Annotated in this window: 16 protein-coding genes; 7 read left to right on the forward strand and 9 right to left on the reverse strand. The window is 62.7% G+C overall.

The features are described from left to right. On the reverse strand, positions 1–1,200 hold the full coding sequence (locus tag NMG46_RS07110) for an amidase (protein ID WP_254816982.1): 1,200 nt from the start codon (positions 1,198–1,200) through the stop codon (positions 1–3). 562 nt (positions 1,201–1,762) lie between these two features. On the opposite strand from NMG46_RS07110, the gene odc2 reads away from it, so the two are divergent. Both odc2 and NMG46_RS07120 read left to right on the forward strand, forming a co-directional pair. Continuing rightward, on the forward strand, positions 1,763–2,896 hold the full coding sequence (gene odc2 / locus NMG46_RS07115) for an ornithine/lysine decarboxylase (RefSeq protein WP_254816983.1): 1,134 nt from the start codon (positions 1,763–1,765) through the stop codon (positions 2,894–2,896). Between the two features lie 264 nt (positions 2,897–3,160). Then, the gene (locus NMG46_RS07120) at positions 3,161–3,724 is read left to right on the forward strand and encodes a GNAT family N-acetyltransferase (protein WP_254817076.1); all 564 of its coding nucleotides are present in this window, start codon (positions 3,161–3,163) and stop codon (positions 3,722–3,724) included. 60 nt (positions 3,725–3,784) lie between these two features. On the opposite strand, the gene NMG46_RS07125 is transcribed toward NMG46_RS07120, so the two are convergent. Continuing rightward, on the reverse strand, positions 3,785–4,069 hold the full coding sequence (locus tag NMG46_RS07125; protein ID WP_254816984.1) for an SCP2 sterol-binding domain-containing protein: 285 nt from the start codon (positions 4,067–4,069) through the stop codon (positions 3,785–3,787). A 259-nt stretch (positions 4,070–4,328) separates the two neighbouring features. Here NMG46_RS07125 and NMG46_RS07130 point away from each other — a divergent pair, with 259 nt between their 5' ends. The 4 genes from NMG46_RS07130 to NMG46_RS07145 all read left to right on the forward strand — a co-directional run bounded on the left by NMG46_RS07130 (position 4,329) and on the right by NMG46_RS07145 (position 8,087). Further along, the gene (locus NMG46_RS07130; protein ID WP_254816985.1) at positions 4,329–6,125 is read left to right on the forward strand and encodes a chloride channel protein; all 1,797 of its coding nucleotides are present in this window, start codon (positions 4,329–4,331) and stop codon (positions 6,123–6,125) included. Positions 6,126–6,273: 148 nt separating this feature from the next. Beyond that, complete coding sequence (locus NMG46_RS07135; RefSeq protein ID WP_254816986.1) at positions 6,274–6,693, forward strand: DOPA 4,5-dioxygenase family protein; 420 nt, start codon at positions 6,274–6,276, stop codon at positions 6,691–6,693. A gap of 115 nt (positions 6,694–6,808) precedes the next feature. Beyond that, a complete protein-coding gene (locus NMG46_RS07140) occupies positions 6,809–7,891 on the forward strand; it encodes an aminopeptidase (RefSeq protein ID WP_254816987.1) in 1,083 nt (360 codons plus the stop codon). After that, positions 7,884–8,087 (forward strand): hypothetical protein, encoded by a 204-nt coding sequence (locus NMG46_RS07145; RefSeq protein ID WP_254816988.1) that lies wholly within the window; start codon positions 7,884–7,886, stop codon positions 8,085–8,087. Before NMG46_RS07140 ends, NMG46_RS07145 begins: the two co-directional genes overlap by 8 nt. 254 nt (positions 8,088–8,341) lie before the next feature. Here the strand turns inward: NMG46_RS07145 and NMG46_RS07150 are convergent, their stop codons facing one another. From NMG46_RS07150 to NMG46_RS07180, 7 genes are all read right to left on the reverse strand, one after another. Then, positions 8,342–12,049, reverse strand: coding sequence for an SIR2 family protein (locus tag NMG46_RS07150; RefSeq protein WP_254816989.1), 3,708 nt, complete (start codon positions 12,047–12,049; stop codon positions 8,342–8,344). Between the two features lie 465 nt (positions 12,050–12,514). Continuing rightward, complete coding sequence (locus tag NMG46_RS07155) at positions 12,515–12,760, reverse strand: MoaD/ThiS family protein (protein WP_023675441.1); 246 nt, start codon at positions 12,758–12,760, stop codon at positions 12,515–12,517. Further along, positions 12,760–15,024 (reverse strand): xanthine dehydrogenase family protein molybdopterin-binding subunit, encoded by a 2,265-nt coding sequence (locus tag NMG46_RS07160; protein ID WP_254817077.1) that lies wholly within the window; start codon positions 15,022–15,024, stop codon positions 12,760–12,762. The genes NMG46_RS07155 and NMG46_RS07160 overlap by 1 nt, the downstream gene beginning before the upstream one ends. 16 nt (positions 15,025–15,040) lie before the next feature. Further along, entirely contained in the window at positions 15,041–15,517 is a 477-nt protein-coding gene (locus NMG46_RS07165; protein WP_254816990.1) for a (2Fe-2S)-binding protein, read from the reverse strand. Continuing rightward, positions 15,517–16,377, reverse strand: a complete 861-nt coding sequence (locus tag NMG46_RS07170) for a xanthine dehydrogenase family protein subunit M (RefSeq protein WP_254816991.1) — start codon at positions 16,375–16,377, stop codon at positions 15,517–15,519. Before NMG46_RS07170 ends, NMG46_RS07165 begins: the two co-directional genes overlap by 1 nt. A gap of 137 nt (positions 16,378–16,514) precedes the next feature. After that, a complete protein-coding gene (locus NMG46_RS07175; protein ID WP_254816992.1) occupies positions 16,515–18,158 on the reverse strand; it encodes an MFS transporter in 1,644 nt (547 codons plus the stop codon). Positions 18,159–18,362: 204 nt separating this feature from the next. After that, positions 18,363–19,394 (reverse strand): histone deacetylase family protein, encoded by a 1,032-nt coding sequence (locus NMG46_RS07180; protein ID WP_254816993.1) that lies wholly within the window; start codon positions 19,392–19,394, stop codon positions 18,363–18,365. Positions 19,395–19,535: 141 nt separating this feature from the next. On the opposite strand from NMG46_RS07180, the gene NMG46_RS07185 reads away from it, so the two are divergent. After that, positions 19,536–21,203, forward strand: coding sequence for an amidohydrolase (locus NMG46_RS07185; RefSeq protein WP_254816994.1), 1,668 nt, complete (start codon positions 19,536–19,538; stop codon positions 21,201–21,203). Positions 21,204–21,243: the final 40 nt, after the last annotated feature.

Here is a 21,243-nt window from a genome sequence, read left to right on the forward strand (position 1 = left end):
TCATGCGCCTCCTTGGTGGGCTGAAAGGATGCGGGCGGCCAGCGCAATCAACTGCCGGTCGCTGTTCTTCGGACCGAGCAGCGAAAGCCCGAACGGCGCCCCGTCGACCTTGCCGAGCGGCAGCGTGATTTGCGGAAAGCCAGACAGGCCGGAAAGACACAGCAATCTCAGCGCGCGTTCGCGATAGGCCTGCAAATCGTCGAATGACGCGGCCTTGAGCGGCGCGGCACCCGGAGCGGTCGGCAGCACAAGAACGCCGTCATCGCCAAGTAGGCCGGCAAGCTCGAGGCGAAACGAAACGCGACGTTCCGTTTCACGTTGTGCGATTGCCGCGTCGATGGTCGCGCCGTGCTCGAAACGCTCCTTGACCCCGGGTCCCAGCATGCGCTCGCCGCCGGCGATCCAGGCGCCGTGACTTTGCCAGGCTTCATAGCCTTGCAGCTTGCGGAAGCACCAATAGAGATCGTCGGTGGAATGCGACAGCGGGCCGACGGTGCGCGGCGCACCCAGCACCGAAGCGACACCGCGGACCATGGCGCGATATTCATCGGCCTCGTGCGGGCCGAGCACAAGGCCGTCCAGCGCATCGAAGGCAAGCGGGCGTGCCAGTTCGTGGGAATGCGGATCGTCGCCGAGCAGCAGCGTGCCGACCTCTTCGTAGATGACGATGTCGCTTGCGAACCAGCCGAACGTGTCCAGCGAAGGCGCCAGCGGCATGGCGCCGTCGAGCGAGATGCGGCCATGCGTCGTCCTGAGGCCGATCAGGCCGCAGAAGCTTGCCGGCGCACGGATCGAGCCGCCGGTGTCCGATCCGGTGGCGATGTCGGCCAGCCCGCCGGCAACTGCCGCGGCAGAACCGGAGGACGAGCCGCCGGTGACGCGGTCGGGTGCTGCCGGGTTGACCGGCGACGGGAAATGCGCGTTCAGCCCCAGCAGGGAAAATGCGAGTTCGTCGGTCTGCGTCTTGCCGACGAAACGCGCACCCGAATCAAGCAGCGCCTGGACGGCCGGCGCGGTCGCCATCGCCGGTGAAGCGTCCCGGTATTTCTGCGGATTGCCGCAGCCGGTGCGGTAGCCGGCGACGTCGAAGATGTCCTTGACGGCCAGCCGCAAGCCGGCAAGCGGGCCGGATTGCGCATTGGCTACAGGGATTGGATCAAGGTCGAGAAAAGCGTTCGGCGGGCCGCGAGTGCCTGTCATGCGTTCGATATCCGGATGTGCTTGCCGCAGCGTTTTTTTTCTGGTTGCCGCAGCATTGTTCGATGCCACAAATTTTACAACCTGCCATACGATTTTTATTGATTGTGAAATCTTTCGATCTTATATCGCGCTTGCCCAAAGTCGCACGTGCCTGTGGGTGTCCGCCGATCCTCGAATGGTGAGGGCAATCGGTAAGGTAACTGGAGCCAACCCCTCCAGTCGGTTTAGCGGCCAACCGCCAACCGAGGACACCTTGAAGCAACGACGGTGCGGGCCTTTCTGGTGTTCTGCCGGTCGTCCAAAGACCGGGGTTACTGAAGAGGCACACCTTCATTGCCGGCAGTGCGGACGGGTCTCCCATCCAAGCCAAGGCAGACAAAGCGAACCGAGGCCGGGCAAGGCCAAGGTTCACCGCCGCGAGACGGCGCTTCATGGTTCCGGGGTCTCCACCGGCTGGTTCCATGGATTTGACGTCCCGCCTTTGTCCACGCGTGTTCGCGAGGTCGAGAGCCCGCGTCCGCAAGCCTTTGTGCGCGCCGAAAGGCGCTGATGGAGAGACCCGATGGCTACCCAGCGCATCCTTGACTTTCTCGCCACCCGACGTCCGAACGGCCCGTGCCTCGTCGTCGACCTCGATGTCGTGCGCGACAATTTCCGCGCCTTCGAGAAGGCGCTTCCCGATTCCAAGATCTACTATGCGGTGAAAGCAAATCCGGCGCCGGAAATCCTGCGCCTGCTTGCTGCGATGGGCTCGTCCTTCGACACCGCTTCCGTTGCCGAAGTCGAGATGGCGATGGACGCCGGTGCGCCGGCGGACCGCATCTCCTTCGGCAACACCATCAAGAAGGAGCGCGACATCCAGCGCGCCTACCAGCTCGGCATCAAGCTGTTTGCGGTGGACTGCGTCGAGGAAGTCGAGAAGATCGCACGCGCTGCTCCCGGCGCCCGTGTGTTCTGCCGCGTCCTGACCGACGGCGAGGGCGCCGAATGGCCGCTGTCGCGCAAGTTCGGCTGTGTGCCGGCGATGGCGGTCGACGTGCTGCGCCATGCCAAGGCGCTCGGCCTCGACGCCCATGGCGTGTCGTTCCATGTCGGCTCGCAGCAGACCGACCTGACTGCCTGGGATCGCGCGCTGGCCGATGCCAAGAAGGTGTTCGCGACGCTGGCCGACGAAGGCATCGTGCTGAAGATGGTCAATATGGGCGGCGGCTTCCCGACCCGCTATCTCAGGGATGTGCCGGTGGCGCAGGCCTATGGCCAGGCGATCTTCTCGGCGCTCAGGAAGCATTTCGGCAACGCCATCCCCGAGACGATCATCGAGCCGGGCCGCGGCATGGTCGGCAATGCCGGAGTGATCAAATCGGAGGTCGTACTGATCTCGAAGAAGGCCGACAACGACAATGTGCGCTGGGTGTTCCTCGACATCGGCAAGTTCGGCGGTCTCGCCGAGACGATGGACGAGGCGATCCGCTATCCGATCGTCACCGCGCATGACGGCAGCGAGACCGCGCCTTGCGTGCTCGCCGGCCCGACCTGCGATTCGGCCGACGTGATGTATGAAAAGACGCCGTATCCGCTGCCCTTGTCGCTGACCATCGGCGACGAGGTGCTGATCGAGGGCACCGGCGCTTACACCACGACCTACGCCTCGGTCGCCTTCAACGGCTTCGAGCCTCTCCGATCCTACGTGATCTGAAGGCTTCGGCCCTCAGATCACCCCGAGGTGGGCGCCTGTCGCCCGCCCGGGTTCGCCTGTGGAACAGATCTCCGCTCGTGAAGGATCGCGGAAATGGACATTGTAGATTTCGTCGTTGAAGGCGCCGCGGGAATCTCCCCCCTCGAGGGGGAGATGGCTACGAAGTGGCCAGAGGGGGTCGCCGCGCGTGAAGCGCCGACGTTCTTCGTCCACGATAGAGTGTCGCGTCAGGACGTGCCGACCCCCTCTGTCGCCCGCGGCGACATCTCCCCCTCAAGGGGGGAGATAACCGGCGCTTTTGCGATCGTCGCCGAAACTGCGGCAGATATTGCATCGCGCGAGGCTTTGCTCGATCGCGCCATGGGGCCGAAGCGCCGGAAGAAGTCGTCGGAAAAGCTGCGGCGCGGCCGCCGGCCGTCGGAGGGCCTGGCCTTTGTCGCGCGCGACGCGTCGGGCACTGTTGCCGGCACGGTACGGCTGTGGGACGTGGTGCTGGGCGAAGGCGGCACGGCAGCGTTGCTGCTCGGCCCGCTTGCGGTCGACCCGGCGCTCAAGAATGCCGGGATTGGCTCGGCGCTGATGCACCACGCGGTCGCTGAGGCCGCGCGCCTTGGCCATGCGGCGATCCTGTTGGTCGGCGACGCGCCCTACTACGAGCGCTTCGGGTTTTCGGCCGCGAAGACCGGCCCTCTGGCCATGCCTGGACCTTACGAACGGCACCGCTTGCTGGCGCTGGAACTGGTGGAAGGCGCGCTCGACGGCGCCCAAGGCACGCTAAAGGCGGCCGGGCGCAAGCTGAAGGCACAGCGGCTGCCGCTCGCTGCGTGACGGAGCAGAAACAAGCCGCCCATTGCACGGCGGCTTGTTTTCATCCCGGACCGGAGTGGATCAGCCGATCAGCTGGCTCAGCGCCATGGCGACGCTCATGTCGCCTTCGACCTTTATCTTGCCGGACATGAAAGCCATGGTCGGGTTGAGATCGCCTGAGATCAGCGAGTCCAGATCGTCGAGCGACAGCTTTATGGTGCAATCGGCCGGCGCATCGGTGGTCGAGACATCGGCGCCGTCGATGACGATGACGCCGTCGCTGCCGGTGTCGAATTTCACGGAGCGATCGAACCCGGCGCTCGCCACGCGCGCGCTGATCTTGTCGGCAATCTCCTGAACGCTCATGGCGGTTCTCCTCGTCTCGTTGCGTTTGTCGCGCCGGCGCTTCGACCTGGGCGAAGCCGCTTGCCTGGTTTTGCAGCCACGGTCGCCGGCGCATATAGCTTCGGGTTGACGTTTACGTCAACGCGGCTCCCCGAGATGAAGATGGGGTTTATCGCCGCAGCATCACGCGGGCATGACACCTTGGCGGCCGGCATGTTGCCATGCGATGTTGCCGGGCGTATCAGGCACCACTCCCCCTTGGATATCGGCGAGCCGCCCGGTGCTTTCCAGAAAAGAACCGCCCAGAAACGAACCGCAAGTCTATGCCCGCCGGTTGCGCGCGGTGCTGATCAGATCTATCCCGCTGCTCGAGGCACGCGGCATTGCCGTGGTCATTCTGGCGGCCCTGGTCGGGATGATGGCGGGTGCGCTGGTCACCGGCATGAGCGGACTGGTGCAGGTCCTGCATGGGCTTATGTTCGGCGTTCAGCCCGGCGGTCGGCTTTCGGCGATGTTTTCGCTGCAAAAGCCGGAGCAGGCGCTGATACCGGCGGCCGGCGGCATCCTGCTCGGGCTGACGGTGATCTGGCTGAGAAAGCGAAAATTCCGCACGCCGGTCGATCCGATCGAAGCCAATGCGCTTTACGGCGGCCGCATGTCGCTGACCGACACCTTCATCATCGCCGGGCAGACGATGATCTCGAGCGGCTTCGGCGCTTCGGTCGGGCTCGAGGCCGGCTATACGCAGGTGGGTTCGGGCCTGGCGTCGCGGCTGGCGCGCTTGTTCAGGCTGCGCCGCAACGATGTCCGCATCCTGGTCGGCTGCGGTGCCGCCGGCGCGATCGCCGCCGCCTTCGACGCGCCGCTGACCGGCGCCTTCTACGGTTTCGAGCTGGTCATCGGCATCTACTCGGTCGCCAATGTCGCGCCGGTAATGGCCGCCGCGATCTCAGCCTCGCTGACTGCCGAGGTGTTCGGCGGCGTGCCGTTTCCGCTGGAGCTCACCGGTCTGCCGGCGCTCACCGTCAGCCAGTATTTGCCGTTCATGCTGCTCGGGCTTCTGGGCGGCGGCGCTTCCATCGCCATCATGCATCTGGTGAGCATGATCGAGCGCGTCTTTGCGCGGCTGTCGATCGACGCCTCGCTGCGCCCAGCCATCGGCGGCGTGATGGTCGGGCTGATGGGCCTGGTCACCCCACAGGTCCTGTCCAGCGGCCATGGCGCGCTGCACCGCGAATTCGCGATGAATTACGGGCTGGCCGTGGTGGCCAGCGTCTTTGTGCTGAAGCTGGCGGCGTCGGCGATCTCGCTCGGCTCCGGCTTCCGAGGCGGCCTGTTCTTTGCCTCGCTGTTCCTCGGCGCGCTGCTCGGCAAGATGTTTGCCGGCGCTATGGCATTCGTCTCGCCGGCGACCGGCATCGACCCGGCCGTCGCCGCCGTCGTCGGCATGACCTCGCTCGCCGTAGGCGTCGTCGGCGGCCCGTTGACGATGACCTTCCTGGCGCTGGAATCGACCCGTGACCTGACGCTGACCGGCGTGGTCCTGGCGTCCTCGCTGATGGCGGCGATCCTGGTGCGCGAAACTTTCGGCTATTCCTTCTCGACATGGCGTTTTCACCTGCGCGGCGAAACCATCCGCAGCGCGCATGATGTCGGCTGGATGCGCAGCCTGACTGTCGGCTCGATGATGCGCAAGGATGTCCGCACCATCGACGTCTCGACGACGCTTGCACAATTCCGCAAGCAGGTGCCGCTCGGTGCCTCGCAGCGCGTCATCGCGGTCGACGCCGACCTGCATTATGTCGGCGTGCTGATCGTCGCCGAATTGCACAGCCATTTGTCGGATGACGAGATGCCGGTTAAGTCCTTCGCCAAGTTCAAGGACGCGGTGCTGGTGCCGAGCATGAACGTGCAATCGGCCGCCGAGACTTTTCAGCGCGCCGGCGCCGAGGAATTGGCGGTGGTCGAGGATTTCACCGACCGCAAGGTGGTCGGGCTGCTGACCGAAGGCCATCTGATGCGCCGCTATGCCGAAGAACTCGACAAGGCGCGGCGCGATCTGTCCGGCGAGGGGTAGCGCACGTGACAGGCCAAGTCTTGGTCATCAATGGTGGTGAGACGGTTGTCCCGGTTTCCCCCTGCAAGAGGCGGCATCAACGCAGCCTCGACAAGGTCGACCTTCCATGCTTCGGGTCTGCCGGTAATCATCGAAGGAGAGCATCAAGGTGAACGAAGACGCCGTCAGTCCAAGGCCGCTTTCGGAAATTGTCAGCTATCACGCGCATATCTACTATGACGGGCAGGCCGAGCGGCAGCATGCCGAATGGCTGCGCCTGCGCATCGGCGAGCGTTTCCGCGTGCGCCTGGGCAATTGGCGCGACGAGCCGGTCGGCCCGCATCAGCAGGCCATGTACCAGGTCTCGTTTGCCACCGGAATTTTCGCTACGCTGGTTCCATGGCTGATGCTGAACCACGGCGGCCTGAGCATCCTCATCCACCCCAACACCACCAACCCCAAGCGCGACCATCTGGTCGACCCGATCTGGATAGGGCGGCCGTTGGGAGTGAAGGGCGAGGTGCTTGGCGAGGAGGATGAGGCGGAGGAGGCGCTGGAGGTGAATACGCAGCCGACGGTGGACGTGTAGGGGCGATTGACCGCATTTGCCAATGCCGCCGAAGTCGAAGGTCCGATCCGCTGCCCCCGCAGATATTGACGAAAATTGGTATGCCTGTTTGAGAGGGGAGCGAGACATTTGCACTATGGGCAGACAAGCAAGCGGTGGGCAAACTGTGAGGCGCGTTCTTCGAATACTGGCCGCGCTGACCATGGCGTTCGGAGTGGCCGGCTGCACAAGCATTTCCTACTACGCGCAGTCGCTGGAGGGTCATGTACGGATCATGGCGGCGCGCAAGAATATTGGAAGACTGATCCGTGATCCTTCGACGCCCAGGGCATTGCGCAGCAAGCTGACGTCGGCGAGCGCCATAAGACAATTCGCGACAGATGAACTGGCTCTGCCTGATAACAGCAGCTACCGCAGCTACGTCGACATCCACCGGGACGCTGTGACCTGGGCCGTTTTTGCCGCGCCGCAATTCTCGCTCGCGCCGAAAACATGGTGCTTTCCGGTTTTCGGCTGCGTTCCGTACCGGGGTTACTTCTCCCGGAAATCCGCGACGGACAGCGCTGTCGCGCTTCAGAGACAGGGGCTGGACGTCTACGTCACAGGCATCACCGCCTATTCCACGCTGGGCTGGTCCAGCGACCCGCTGCTCAGCACCATGCTTGGTCAGGACGACACCTATCTCGCAAGCCTTGTCTTCCATGAACTGGCCCATCAGCGCCTCTATGTGGAGGGCGATTCCGCGTTCAACGAGGCTTTCGCGGTTGCCGTCGAAACCACCGGCACAAGGAAATGGCTCCGCGCCGCCGGCGATCGGGCCGGATTGCGCCGCTACGAAGCCGCTCGCAAGCGCAGCGCCGATTTTCTCAAACTGGTTTCGAAAACGCGCGACGAGCTGGCCCAGGTCTATGGAAGTCCCCGTACGCCGCAGCAGATGGCGGCCGCCAAGGCAGCGGCGATCGACACGCTGCGGACGCGCTACCGGCACATGCGCGACAGGCGCTGGGCCGGATACCGGGGCTACGACGCCTGGTTTGAACAGCCGATCAACAACGCAAAGCTTGCTGCGACTTCTGTGTATAGCGAACAGGTTCCGGCGTTTCTCCGCTTGTTCGACCTGTGTTCCGGCGATTATCCAAGGTTCTACGCTTCCGTTCGACGGATCGCGGACAAACCGTCCCGCGCCGAAGCGCTGAAGGCGGTGAAAAGCTGTGATTGACTGGAACAGGCACGGCGGGCTGAACGTCCTCATCCACGCCAACACCACCAACCCTAAGCGCGACCGTCTGGTCGACCCGATCTGGATCGGGCCGGCCGGCGGGGTGAACGGCGAGGTTCTCGGCGAGGACGATGAGGCGGAAGAGGCGCTGGAGGTGAATACGCAGCCGACGCTGGGGCGTAGGGGGGCGGGGTAGCCCTTCGGCATGTGAGGTTCGGCGTCGGAAATCGCGTGTGCCTGCAGTGCAGTTCAGGCTGGCATGACCGGCCGCTTTGCGCCCAATTCCGGTCGTTCAGGTTGCACACTCGTCGTCCCGAAAGCGGTCATCCGCTCACACAATTGTCATAGGGGACGCCAGACCGTCCATTCAGACTGAACGTGGTCTGGCTATATGTTCGCCTAGAAGCGAACGACAATTCGGTTCTATCAAGAAGGACTGTTCGTAGGTCATCACCTAGCGTCCCAGCGGCGCTTAAGGGATATTAGCCTGTCATCGGCATTTAACGTGGTGTCCGCTTCCCCAATGCGCTGCAATATCCCGTCGATCCCATAGGGCCATGCCAACGCGTTGTCCGGCAGAACCGCATGAAGAAGCGCCAGGCCTTGTTCCGGGTACCGGTCCACTATGCTGTCTCCGGATCGCCGAAGCTCTGGCAGCATCAAATGGTCACGCTCGATCCTGCTAAGCAGCGGCAGAACAAGTGCAGCTATGGCGGGAAATTGCTCGCCGCTGGAGAAAGCTAACTCGCAAAGGCGAGCTGACGTGTTGGACGATCTTGCTGACAACTGGCGCGGCCAAATCTGAAGCAGTTCAGAAAGCTGTCCTTCCCATCGCTCGTGTGTGTCTTCGTTCTTCTCGTCAGACCATCGTTGAGCCTGCCACAGAACCCGTGATCGAAATTCATCATCGACCGTTAAGAGCAAGCTCCGCATCTCGTCATTGGAAATACAACGCTCACCGGTGTCATCGTCGACAGTTCCCCACCCGGCTAGGATCATACCTGCGATGATTTCAACATATGAACGGCGCGACGGGAGAGGATTTGCGGCGAACTCCAGCATGTCGTTCTTGAGGCGCATATAGAGTTCTCGATTTGGAGTTATCGCCCCCCACAAGAAGCCCGACCATGCTGCATCGCGGTCATCCGTGTCGTTACCATGAAGCGCAGGCAACAAGTGTTGCTCTGCCCATTTCGGATCGACAGCGAAAAACCAGTTGAGGTTGTGAAACAAGATCACAATCGCATGTCTGCGCAAGTCGTTTGGAAGCGCCAACAGGGCCTCAGCGTGAGCAAGCCATTCGGAAGGAAAGCCTTGGTTTCGATTCAGATTGTCCTTGCGGGGGTCGTTAAGAAGCGCCTCCGCGATCTTACCCGTAGGAGAATTGATCGCTTCCATAGTCCAGTCTGGTTCCTTGGAACCGCGCACGATACTCGAACGTCCCTCGTTCGGCGATTCACCGAGCACGCCGACCAGCTTCCTCAAAATGCGGTCGAAAACAGGAAGGCATTCTATGCTCAGTTTCGCACTGGCATCTTGAAGCCAATCGGCCGCAGGGCGGAGGATCGTTGCAAGCTGCTCATTTGGATAACGAGCTAGTCGTTCGGCGATCAACCAGGCTAATCTTGCCTTGTCATTCTTCCGTGCCTCTGAATTGAGGAACCGTCGCCATGCCCATTCTGGGAAATCACCTCGTTTAGCTGCATAGGTCAGAGCAGCAAAAGCGCGTTCAGGGCGTTGAGCGGCGAGACCGGCAAAAGGATCATTCTCGACGAGAAAATCGTCTGATCGACCGCTACGTTCCTTGGCTTGCAGCAGCACTAGTGAAAGGGGCGTTTCCGCCAGTTCCTCATGACTGGTGTTAGTCCGAACCCGTCCTGCCCGACTTTCCAACGAATCAGCAGCCTTCGCGCCATAATCCTCTTTCCAGTCGGGCAGAGCAGCGCGGAGCAGCTTCGCTTGCCCACGGGTGCCGGCAGAAAGCTTGCATCCCGATTTTTGAAGCCACTGAATGCGGTTCAGAATCGACCGAGCTCGCCTGCTTTCGAAGGCGGCAACCTTCTCGCGCCGCCATCGCTTCGGGCCCTTCACCAGCTTTTGTTCGATTAATTTGCGTGACGTACCGCTGAGCTTCTTCCATCGCCCCGCAATAACGAGCAAAAGGTCCCGCTGGTGATAGCTATTCCAGAATACGGCATCGCTCAAAGACGCTATGATTTGTCCGAAATCATTATCCGAGACTATGCTTCGTTTCCCTGACGCCCATATCCGTAGTCGCGCGAAGATGGTGTCATCGTCCGTAGGCCATGACAAAAATTCGTGCTTGGCGGCTGATTCATTGGTGTTGAGCAGTTGCGAAAAAAGCTCCGTAAGTCGGATAACCGCAGCAGAAAGGCCGTGCGTTCGATGATAGTCGACGCCTTCGATGCTGTCTTTAACTATCGGGCTTATATTGCTGAGGCCGTAACCTCCTATTTCGTGCTCAAGTGCAAGAGCCAGCTCAAGATTCTGTCGTAGGACCTTAACGACAGCGGCACACCACTCGTCCGGTACCGTAACTGCTCCGTGCGTTTCAGGATATTTGACGTCCATTCGCAGCAAGCGACTGCCATTCACCTTATCGGCCTCCGCTTCAGGCGGCTTTGGGCCACCCCAGAAATCCGGCTCCGCAGAAAAGCGAGGGCGAAGCACCTCCCCGAACCGCCGAACGACAGCATTACTCCACCCGCCTGCCTTAATGACAGCTTGCAATGCATACCAATCTCTGTGGAAGTCTTCGATGTAGTTCCAAGCTTCAAACAGCGATCGCCAAGCGTTACGAATGCCCTGATGGATGGATCGATTGCTTCTCTCTAGCTCCCATGAGATGTGTTCTTGAATGCTCTGGTGAAGTGACAGCTGATGAGCAGCCCACCACACAGCGGCCGGCTGGTCGCAGACCTTTGCGAGCCATACTCCCAGCTGACCTATTCGCGGGACAAGACGCGGGGAGTGGTTTGCCCAGTGTCCCCGAAGCGCAGCAAGGTTTTCATCTCGGATCGGTAATCGATCAAGGCGATTAAGCTCGAAAGCATCCCACGCATCGGATGGCGCCTCGCGCTTGGCATAATGATCTTCAGGGTCTGGTTTGGTCGGCGTGGTGTCCGAATCGAGGCCGTATAGATCGAACGGGTCAACGTAGGGTCCTTTGCGACCAAACGAACCTGAATTTCCCGGCTTCGCAAATCGGCGATATTTGTCGAACACACAAAGCCATTCAGCAGATGGAAGAACTTCCCCGACGCAGAACTTCTTCACGCCTTCATAGGTGGAAACGACATGTGCCACTTGACCCCGCTCATGCGGCTGAATTGCTGCCGGCCCCTTCTTGGATGCGTCAATGACCTTTGCACACCAAGCATCAGGATCGCGCGCACGCTCGGCCCAGGCCTCAAGAGATTGCCATAGCGCAACATGCACATTATCCGCACTATATGGGATGGCTTCCACACCCTTGTGTCGCCATCGTGCAGCAGCGTCGTTGTGGTCGCCAGATTGAAAAGCATAAGCGTTTTCAAGCTTCCCCGACGCCCTACGCAGAGCTTCAAGGAGATATTGAACAGGCGGATCGTCAGCCGTATATCCAACGAATACGACTACATACTGGCCAAGTATTTCCCGAATGAATGTTGTTGCCCATCCGTCCGACAGGTATGCTCGGCCAAATTCGGAACTTGAGAGAACAAAGCCGTCGCCCTCAGCGCCGGTATAATTCGGCGTAGCTCGGCCATGCAGGTATACTATTCCATTGATATCATTTGGGCGCAGAGGGTCTGGCAATCTTGGCGGTTGCCATGCTTGAAGTTCGCGCCCGCAGTCATCGAACAGCCTATCGAAGTTCGTCGTAACCAGTTGTACCGCGCCTTCCGGCGTGGTCGCTAAGTCGAGCAAAATCCTGTGTGCAGTCAGATCGCATTGTGAAGGCGGCTTCAGTGCAGCGGCTACAGCTTCTTCAATGTCACGTGATGCGAAATCTCTTTCCAGAAGACCGAAAACGCGGTCGGCGGATATGGCGCCTGAAATGCCAACACGCCGGTCAATTTCCTCAGCTTCTTGGATAAGCTTGTAAGCCGGGCTGTTTTGATCAACTCCAAGCTTGGAAACTACTCTGCGGGCCAAGCCAAAAAAATCCGGGAGATTCGCTCGCGCTCTCGACACTCCTGCTCCGCAGAAGAAGATCACTCGGCCCTGATCTCGGGCTAAAAGGAGATCATCGGGGATTGACGGTCCGTCAGCCAAGAATCGCAAAGTCGAGTCTCCACCCTATACGTTTCGGGTATCATGATCTGCGCTTTGGCGATCAGCAAGTTTGGTTGTACGCGCAAGAGAAGCGTAGTTTTTGATTGGGGGCGACAGCTTGGCGTCGTCGAAGACGCACCGAGAAGCACGCAACACACAGGCAGTCTGCTGAGGTAGCCATGCGAGATGGACATGACGCGCGCGCCGCCGTTAGCTCGCCTTGTGTCCGGGACGCCTTATCCAATTTCCGCTATTCACGGCCGATTTGCCAAAAGCCGCTCTTCCGCCGTCGGCCCCATCAACGACGTTTGAGACCTTGATGCTAGGCAATGCCGACGACCTCACTCACCCCCCAGCCAACCGCGGCAACAAAAAAATCTCCGCCCCTTCCGGCAGTTCCTTCGACCACGTATCCCGATAGATCGTCCCGTCGATGGCGACGGCGATGCCGCGATCGATGTATGGCTCGAGGCCGGGATACTGTTCAGCCAGTTTCCTGAACAGCTCCCGAATATCCTTGGCCTCGATCTCGACCTTGCTCTTGCCTCCGGCGATCGCGCCGAGCGACCCCCAGAGCGTTACTTCGACCATCAGCCTCCCCGTTCCGCCTCGATCGCCGCCAGGATGCGCGGCGGCGACATCGGGATATGCGTCATGCGCACGCCCGCGGCGTTCGACACCGCATTGGCGATCGCCGCCAGCGGCGGCACGATCGAGGTCTCGCCGACGCCGCGCACCCCGTAAGGATGGTTAGGATTGGGGATTTCGAGGATCTGCGTGTCGATCATCGGCAAGTCCGAGCATACCGGGATGCGGTAGTCGAGGAAGCCGGGGTTCTGCAGCCGCCCGTCCTTGCCGTAGATATACTCCTCGTTGAGCGCCCAGCCGATGCCTTGCGCGGCACCGCCCTGGTACTGCCCCTCCACATAGGTCGGATGCACCGCCTTGCCGGCGTCCTGAACGACGGTGTAGCGCAGCACCCTGGTCGAGCCTGTCTCGGGATCCACCTCGATATCGCAGATATGGGTGGCGAAGGAGACGCCGGCGCCGTCGGCGACGAGCTCGCTATGGCCTGCGATGGGTCCGCCTGTCTTTCCGGAAGCGGCCGCGATCTCCTTCAGCGACAGCGGCGAGAGGTTGCCGTGCGTCGCGCCCTTGGCAATAGCGTGACCCTCTTCCCAGACCACGTCGTCGACGGGTATGTCCCACATCTGCGCGGCGCGTTCTCGCAGGATCTTGATGGCGTTGCGAGCGGCGGAGATCGTCGCCATCGAAGACGAGAAGGTGCCGCGGCTGCCGTCCGTCATATCGTTGTAGCCGAGGCTGGAGGTATCGGCGACCACCGTCTTGATCTGCTCATAGGGGATACCAAGCTCCTCCGCCGCCACCAGCGACAGCGACGCGCGGGAACCACCCACATCGACCGTGCCGACAGCAAGCGAGACCGAGCCATCCATGCCGATGTTGAGGTCGGTGCAGGTCTGGCCACCGAAGTTGAACCAGAAGCCGCAGGCCATGCCGCGACCCTGATTCTTGCCGAGCGGCGCCTTCATGTGCGGATGGTTCTTCGCCGCCTCCAGCGTCGGCCCGATGCCGATCGGCCCATATACCGGGCCGTAGGACGATCTGGTGCCTTCCTGCGCCGCGTTCCTGATCCGGAACTCGACCGGGTCCATGCCGATCTCCTTGGCCAGCTCGTCGACCGCGCTTTCCACCGCAAACGCCGCCATCGGCGCCGACGGCGCGCGATAGGCCGCGGTCTTGGGCCGGTTGACCAGCACTTCGTAGCCGACCGTCTTGACGTTCTCGAGCTTGTAGCAGGCAAAGGCGGTCATGGCGCCGATCTCGGCCCACATGCCGGCATAGGGGCCGCAGGAATAGCGCAGCGTCGCCTCGGCCGCCGTGATCGTGCCGTCCTTGCGGGCGCCGATCCGAACATCGATCGAGGTGGCGCTGGTCGGGCCGGAGGCGCGGAACACCTCGTCGCGCGTCATGACCAGCTTGACCGGCCGCCCGGCCTTGCGTGACAGCGCCAGCGCCACCGGCTCGGCCCAGACATGGGTCTTGCCACCGAAACCGCCGCCGATCTCCGACGAGGTGACGCGCAGCTTCGAGGCTTCCATGCCAAGCAGCTGGGCACAGTGCTGGCGGTAGACAAAATGGCCCTGCGTACAGACCCAGAGGTCGGCGGTGCCGTCGGAGCTGACATTGGCCACGCAGGCATGCGGCTCGATATAACCCTGGTGCGTCTGCTCGGTCTTGAAGGAGCGTTCGACGACGAAATCGGCCTGGCCAAAGCCTTCATGGATGTCGCCATGGCCGTACTGGGTGCGCTTGGTGACGTTTGAAGGCTTGACGGGCTTTTCCTCGAGGCCCTCGGTGAAGATGGCGTCGTTGATCAGGGGTGCGGAGTGCTTCATCGCCTCGTCGACGTCGGTGACATGCGGCAGCACCTCGTAGTCGACCTCGATCAGCTTCAGTGCCTGCTTCGCCGTGCGGGCATCGACCGCAGCGACCGCGGCCACGGCATGGCCGTCATAGAGCGCTTTCTTGCGCGCCATGCAGTTGTCGAGGATGTCGTACATGGCGGCATCGCCGTCGGTCAGGTCGGGCAGGTCGGCCGCGGTGATCACCGCCTTGACGCCGGCGAGCTTCTCCGCCTTCGACGTGTCGATCTTCCTGATCGTGGCATGCGCATGGGGGCTTCTGAGAACGCGCCCGACCAGTTGCCCGGCCATGTTGAAGTCGGCGCCGTAGCGTGCGCGGCCCGTCACCTTGTCGACGCCGTCGGGACGAATGGGACGCGTGCCGACAGAGGTGAAATTGCGTCCGGAGTAACGCGGATCGAAATTCATCGTCATGCTCCCTTCATCACGCTTGTTTCATTACGCTGGCGGCGTCCTGGACGGCACGCACGATCTTGTCATAGCCGGTGCAGCGGCAGAGGTTCCCGGCGAGGCCGAAGCGGATCTCCTCCTCGGTCGGATCGGGGTTCTTGGCCAAAAGGTCCTTGGCCGCCATGAGGAAGCCCGGCGTGCAGACGCCGCATTGAAGTGCGGCGTGCTCCAGGAATTTCTGCTGCAGCGGATGCAGCCTGTCGCCATGCGCCATGCCCTCGATGGTCTCGAGGTGCCGGCCCTCGGCCTCAGCGCCGAGCACCAGACACGAGCACACCAGCCGATCGTCGAGGATGATGCTGCAGGCCCCGCAGTCGCCGGTGCCGCAGCCTTCCTTGGCGCCCGTCAGTCCCAGGCGATCGCGCAGGACATCAAGCAGCGTCTCGTCCGGCTGGCAAAGGAACTCGACATTGTCGCCGTTGATTGTCGTTGATACTGCTACACCGGCCATCACTTGCCTCCTGCACGTGCATAGGCGGTCGTGGCGGCCCGTCTGGCCAGCACACCCGCAACTTTCCGTCTGAATTCGATAGTGCCTCGCTTGTCGTCAATCGGACGGCAGGCGCCCGAGCAGACCTTGGCGAGCCTTTCCAGCGTGGCTTCGTCCAGCTTGGAGCCGATGAGAACCTCGGCGGCCTCCTCGACCAGAACGACCGTCGGCGCCACGGCGCCCAGCGCCAGGCGGGCGGATTTGACGCGACCTTGCTCGTCGAGCGTCAGGTTCACGCCGGCGCTCACCACCGCGATGTCCATCTCGGTGCGCGGAATGAAACGCAGATAGGCATCGCCCGAACGCGGCAAACGTTTGTCGAGCAGGATTGCCTCGATGATCTCGCCCTTGGCCAGCGACGTCTTGCCCGGCCCAGTCGGCACCGCTTCCACGGCAATCGTGCGCCTGGTTCTCGGGCCGACGACCACCGCCTTGGCGCCTGCGGCCACCAGCGCCGGCACGCTGTCGGCGGCCGGCGAGGCGTTGCACAGATTGCCGACGATGGTGCAGCGTCCCTGCACCTGCTTCGAGCCGATCAGCTTGGCCGCTTCGACGACGCCGGGCCATGCCTTCTGCAGGGCCGTGTTCTCGCCCAGCACGGCGCAGGGGACCGCCGCGCCGATGCTGAAGCCCTCGGCTGTTTCCCTGATCTCGCCAAGCCCGTCGATCGCCTTGATGTCGACGATCAGGTCGGGTTCGATAAAGCCGCCCTTCATTCTCACCAAGAGGTCACTGCCTCCGGCGAGGATGGCGGCCGTGCCGGCTGAGTCGGCCAACAGGCCGGCGGCGTCTTCAATTGAAAGCGGACGTATGTAACGCATCGTCTCCCCTTGCTGATCATAGTCACATCAACTGATATAACCGTCTCTCGACAATGGCCATCCTGTTCGTGCATTCGCGGATTGGGCCAGGCGCCGCAATTTCATTTTGCTCGTCCAACTGGACGCACCGCCAGCCACTAATGCTCGATCGGCCCCTTCGGCATGACCAGCGCCGTGCCGGCGGTCGTCGGGCGCTCGATCATGCGGCGGACGCGCGGCGGCTCGTCGCCGCTGTGCAGCGCCCTTATACGCTCGCCGATGACGGCGTCCGCGTAGGTGGCGCGCCGATTGTGGCGGATATATTCGACCCAGGTCGGCGTGTGGTAGTGCTCGATCCATATCGACGGATTTTCGAGATCGCGCGCCAATGTCCAGTTGCGGGCGCCGTCACGGCGGCGGATGCGGCCGCGCTCGGCCATGGTGGCGAGGAATTCCGGCACGTCCTCGTTGCGGATGACATATTCGATCATGATGGCGATTGGACCGCTGCGCGGCTTGAGATCAAGCGCCAGATGCGGCTCCTGGAAGCGATTGAGCGGATCGAGGTTGAGCACCGCCTGCTGCGGCAGCGGCAGCAGCAGGCCGATGGCACCTCCCGCCAGCATGGCGACGCTGGCCGCCATCAGGGCGACTTCGGCGCCATGCGCGTCGGCGACGACGCCCCAGACCCAGCTGCCGAGCGCGATGCCGCCGAAGGTCGCGGTCTGGTAGACCGAAAGCACGCGGCCGACCACCCAGCGTGGCGTCGACATCTGTACGGTGACGTTGAAGTGCGACAGCGCCGTCACCCAGCAGGCGCCGCCGACCAGCAGGCCGAGCGACGTCTGCCAGGCATGATTGCTGACGGCGGCGTTGAAGGCGCAGACGGCGAAACCGGCGAATGCCGTGCGCACCATGGTTTCGCTGGACAGCAGCTGCCGCAGCCTGACGCTGATCAGCGCGCCGCCGACGGCGCCGATGCCGAAGGCGCCGAGCATGATGCCGTAGCTCAGGGCATCACCCTTGACGACGTCACGCGCGACCAGCGGCAGCAATGCCAGGACCGCGCCGGCGCTGAAGCCGAAAGCGGAGCTCCTGACCAGCACCTTGCCGATGTTAGGCGACATGGCGACGTAGCGCAGGCCGGCGCCCATTGCCGCGCCCAGCGTCTCGCGCGGCAAGGTCGATGCCGGCAGTTCCGGCTTCCAGCGGGCCAGCACGACGATGAGGCCGACATAGCTCAGCGTGTTGACGGCGAAGGCTGCGGCGGCACCTGCCGCGGCAACGATGATACCACCGATCGCCGGGCCGACGCTGCGCGTCAGGTTGAAGCCCATCGAGTTGAGCGCGATCGCCGCCGGCACCTTGGTGCGAGGCACCATGTCGCCGACCGAGGCCTGCCAGGACGGGCTGTTGAGCGCGGTGCCGCTGTCGATCAGGAAGGTGAAGGCGAGCAGCGTCCACGGCGTCATCAGGTCGAGATAGGTGAAGACGGTCAGAAGAGCCGAGACGACGAGCATGAAGATCTGCGCGATCAGCATGATTTTGCGCCGGTTGAAGCTGTCGGCGATAGCGCCGGCCAGCAGCGCAAACAGCATGATCGGCAAGGTGGTCGAGGCCTGGACCAATGCCACCTGGTAGGACGAGGTGGCGATCGTCGTCATCATCCAGGCGGCGCCGACGCCCTGGATGAGGCCGCCGAAATTGGAGACGAGGCTGGCGGACCACACCGCCCGGAAGATGCCGTGCCGGAACGGCGCCAGCGCCGAGGCGCTTTCGCTTTCCGGTGTGTCGTCCCTCATAAATGCTTTCCCGGGCTCAAATGCGTTTGTTCTTCCGATGAATTCGGCCCCTCAAAGCCATGGATTCAAAAAATAGAACATCATTTCGCAAAGGGCGAACGCATTCTGGAAAAACATCATGGTCCAACAACACGATAGCGCCGGCCCGCCGTGGCGCTCGCCGCGCCGAGTGCGCCATATGAGTTGCGGGCACCGGCAGCGCCTCTAGCGGTCCTCGAAGCCGGTCAGCACGCCGACGGCGTTGATGCCGATCTCCTCGACGGCGTAGCCGCCTTCCATGACGAACAGCGTCGGCAGGCCGAGCCTGGCGATGCGGCGGCCGATCCTGGGATAGTCGCCCGTTTTCAGCTTGAACTGGCTGATCGGGTCCTTCTCGAAGGTGTCGACGCCGAGCGAAACCACGACGACGTCAGGAGCATAAGCCGAAAGCCTCGTGCAGGCGTCCTCGAGTGAGGCGTTCCACACCTCCCAGCCGGTGCCGAAGGGCATCGGATAATTGTCGTTGAAGCCTTCGCCGTCGCCCTCGCCGCGCTCGTCGGCATGGCCGAGGAAGAAGGGATATTCGGTCATCGGATCGCCATGCAGGTTCAGCACCTGAACGTCACCGCGGCGGTAGAAGATCTCCTGGGTGCCGTTGCCGTGGTGATAATCGACGTCGAGGATCGACACGCGCGCGGCGCCATGGTCGCGAAACCACTGCGCTGCGACGGCGGCGTTGTTGATGAAACAGTAGCCGCCCATGAAGGCTGCGCCGGCATGGTGCCCCGGCGGGCGGCAGAGCGCGAAGGCGGAAGGCTCACCGGCCTTGACCAACGCGGCGGCGGTCAGCGCGACGTCATAGGACGACTTGATCGCGTCCCATGTGCCTTTGACGAACGTCGCGCCGCCGTCGAAAGAGTAGAAGCCGAGCAGCGCATCGATGCCTTTCGGGCGCACGTCGCCGCGCAGGCCGCGCGTCGGCCAGGTGAAGGGAATGGCCGAACCGCTGCGGCCCGATGCTTCCCAGAGCGGCCACACGGTCGGCAGGAAATCGATGTAGTCGCTGGCATGCACCTTCCTGGCGGCGGCGAGGTCGTGGATTTCCGGCGGCAGGATCGGACCGAGTTTTTCGCTCTCCACCCGCGCCCTGATGAACTCGGCGCGCGAAGGCTTTTCAAATGCGGGCACAATGGCGCCAGCGATCAATTCGACATTGCCGGAATGGCCGGCATGGAGAGGCGAAAAAACAGTCTTCATGAAATTGTTCCGTGGTGAGACTCGGCGACCCTAACCGTCCCGCATGGCCCTTCACAAGGCGCTGGGCCAACCAGCCATGGCTTGCTGGCCCGGCAGCCGGTCGTCTAGCCTGCCGGCAGCGCAACCGAACCGCGGGTAATCATGAGTTCAAATGCCGACCTGATCGTCACCAATGCCCGTGTGCTGACCATGGACGAAGGCAATCCGACGGCCGAGGCGGTGGCGATAAAGGACGGCAACATCCTGGCGGTCGGCGATCGCCGGACGGTCGAGGCGCTGAAAGGGCCGGCCACGAAGGTCATCGATGCGCAAGGCGGGTCGGTGGTGCCGGGCTTCATCGAAGCGCATATGCATCTTTTCGGCGGCGCGGCCGAACTCGACAATCTGCACCTTCAGGGCGTGCATGGCTTCGATGCGCTGAGCGAAGCGATCCGCGCCTACGCGGCGGCACGACCGTACGCCAAGCTGCTGCTTGGGGCCGGCGTCGACTACACCATCCTTTCCAGGGAAGAGCCGGTCACCCGCCACCATCTCGACCGCATCATCCCCGATCGGCCGTTCGCGATGTCGGCTTCCGATCACCACACGATGTGGGCCAATACCAAGGCGCTGGAGCTGGCCGGCATCCTGCACGGCAGGCAACTCGGGCCCGGCAACGAGATCGTCATGGGCGCCGACGGCCTTGCGGCCGGCGAATTGCGCGAGGGCGAGGCGTTCGGGCCGATCCTCGAGCTTTCCGGGCAGAACCGCGTGCGGCTCGGCCTTGCGACAGGCGGCGAGCCCGACCCTTATCCTTCCGCCGCCGAAGTCGCGGCCGATCGCGACCTGATGCGTCGCGGGCTGGAATGGTGCGCCCGCCACGGCATCACCTCGATCCAGAACATGGACGGCAACCTCTACCAGCTCGAGCTGCTTGCCGGTTTGGAGCAGGAAGGGCGGCTGCTCTGTCGCACCAAGATACCTTTTCATTTCAAGAACTTCATGACGCTCGACAGGCTGGAAAAAGCGTCGAGGATGGCCTCCGCCTACCGATCGGAATGGCTGTCGTCCGGCATGGTCAAGATGTTTTACGACGGCGTGCTGGAAGGCTGGACCGCGGTCATGGTCGATGACTATGCCGACCGGCCGGGCTGGCGCGGTGAGCCGCTGTTCACGCCGGAGCATTTCGCCGAGGTGGCGCTGGAGGCCGACCGACGCGGCCTGCAGATCGCCGTGCATTCGATAGGCGACGGCGCGGTGCGCGCGGTCCTCGACGGTTACGAGGCGGCGCGGCGGAAGAACGGCAGGCGCGACAGCCGGCACCGCGTCGAGCACATCGAGGTCATCACCGGCGCCGACGTGCCACGCTTCGCCGAACTTGGCGTCATCGCCTCGATGCAGCCGCCGCACCCGCCCGGCGCAATGGACTTCCCGCTGGAACCGACGCTTTCGCGCATCGGCCGCGAAAGATGGCCGCTCAGCTATGCCTGGCGGACGCTGAAGCAGGCGGGCGCGCATGTCGTTTTCGCTTCCGACTGGCCGGTGTCGCGGGTCGACCCGATCCTGGGCATTCAGGCGGCGATGCTGCGCAAACCGTGGGCAGAAGGCGACCCCGACCAGAGCTTCTCGCTGATCGAGGCGCTTGCCGGCTACACGGTCGAAGGCGCCTATGCCGAATTCATGGAGCACCGTAAGGGCCGGCTGAAACCAGGCTATCTGGCCGATCTGGTGGTGCTGTCGGCCGATATCGAGGCAACTGAACCGGCTTCCCTGCACAAGCTGCATCCGGTCAGCACCATCTGCGGCGGCAAGATCACTTATCAGGTTTGATGATGGCGCTGACTGTGGCATGGGGCTTGCGTTCTGAACC

It is taken from the genome of Mesorhizobium sp. LMG 17147 (assembly GCF_024297145.1).
Classification (GTDB): domain Bacteria; phylum Pseudomonadota; class Alphaproteobacteria; order Rhizobiales; family Rhizobiaceae; genus Mesorhizobium.

Excerpts from the sequence above, each read along its gene's own strand:
- NMG46_RS07180 (WP_254816993.1), bottom strand. The coding sequence starts at position 19,394 with ATGAAGACTGTTTTTTCGCCTCTCCATGCCGGCCATTCCGGCAATGTC.
- NMG46_RS07160 (WP_254817077.1), bottom strand. The coding sequence starts at position 15,024 with ATGAATTTCGATCCGCGTTACTCCGGACGCAATTTCACCTCTGTCGGC.
- NMG46_RS07140 (WP_254816987.1), top strand. The coding sequence starts at position 6,809 with ATGGGCAGACAAGCAAGCGGTGGGCAAACTGTGAGGCGCGTTCTTCGA.
- NMG46_RS07175 (WP_254816992.1), bottom strand. The coding sequence starts at position 18,158 with ATGAGGGACGACACACCGGAAAGCGAAAGCGCCTCGGCGCTGGCGCCG.
- NMG46_RS07165 (WP_254816990.1), bottom strand. The coding sequence starts at position 15,517 with ATGGCCGGTGTAGCAGTATCAACGACAATCAACGGCGACAATGTCGAG.
- NMG46_RS07185 (WP_254816994.1), top strand. The coding sequence starts at position 19,536 with ATGAGTTCAAATGCCGACCTGATCGTCACCAATGCCCGTGTGCTGACC.
- odc2 (WP_254816983.1), top strand. The coding sequence starts at position 1,763 with ATGGCTACCCAGCGCATCCTTGACTTTCTCGCCACCCGACGTCCGAAC.
- NMG46_RS07125 (WP_254816984.1), bottom strand. The coding sequence starts at position 4,069 with ATGAGCGTTCAGGAGATTGCCGACAAGATCAGCGCGCGCGTGGCGAGC.
- NMG46_RS07155 (WP_023675441.1), bottom strand. The coding sequence starts at position 12,760 with ATGGTCGAAGTAACGCTCTGGGGGTCGCTCGGCGCGATCGCCGGAGGC.
- NMG46_RS07170 (WP_254816991.1), bottom strand. The coding sequence starts at position 16,377 with ATGCGTTACATACGTCCGCTTTCAATTGAAGACGCCGCCGGCCTGTTG.
- NMG46_RS07110 (WP_254816982.1), bottom strand. The coding sequence starts at position 1,200 with ATGACAGGCACTCGCGGCCCGCCGAACGCTTTTCTCGACCTTGATCCA.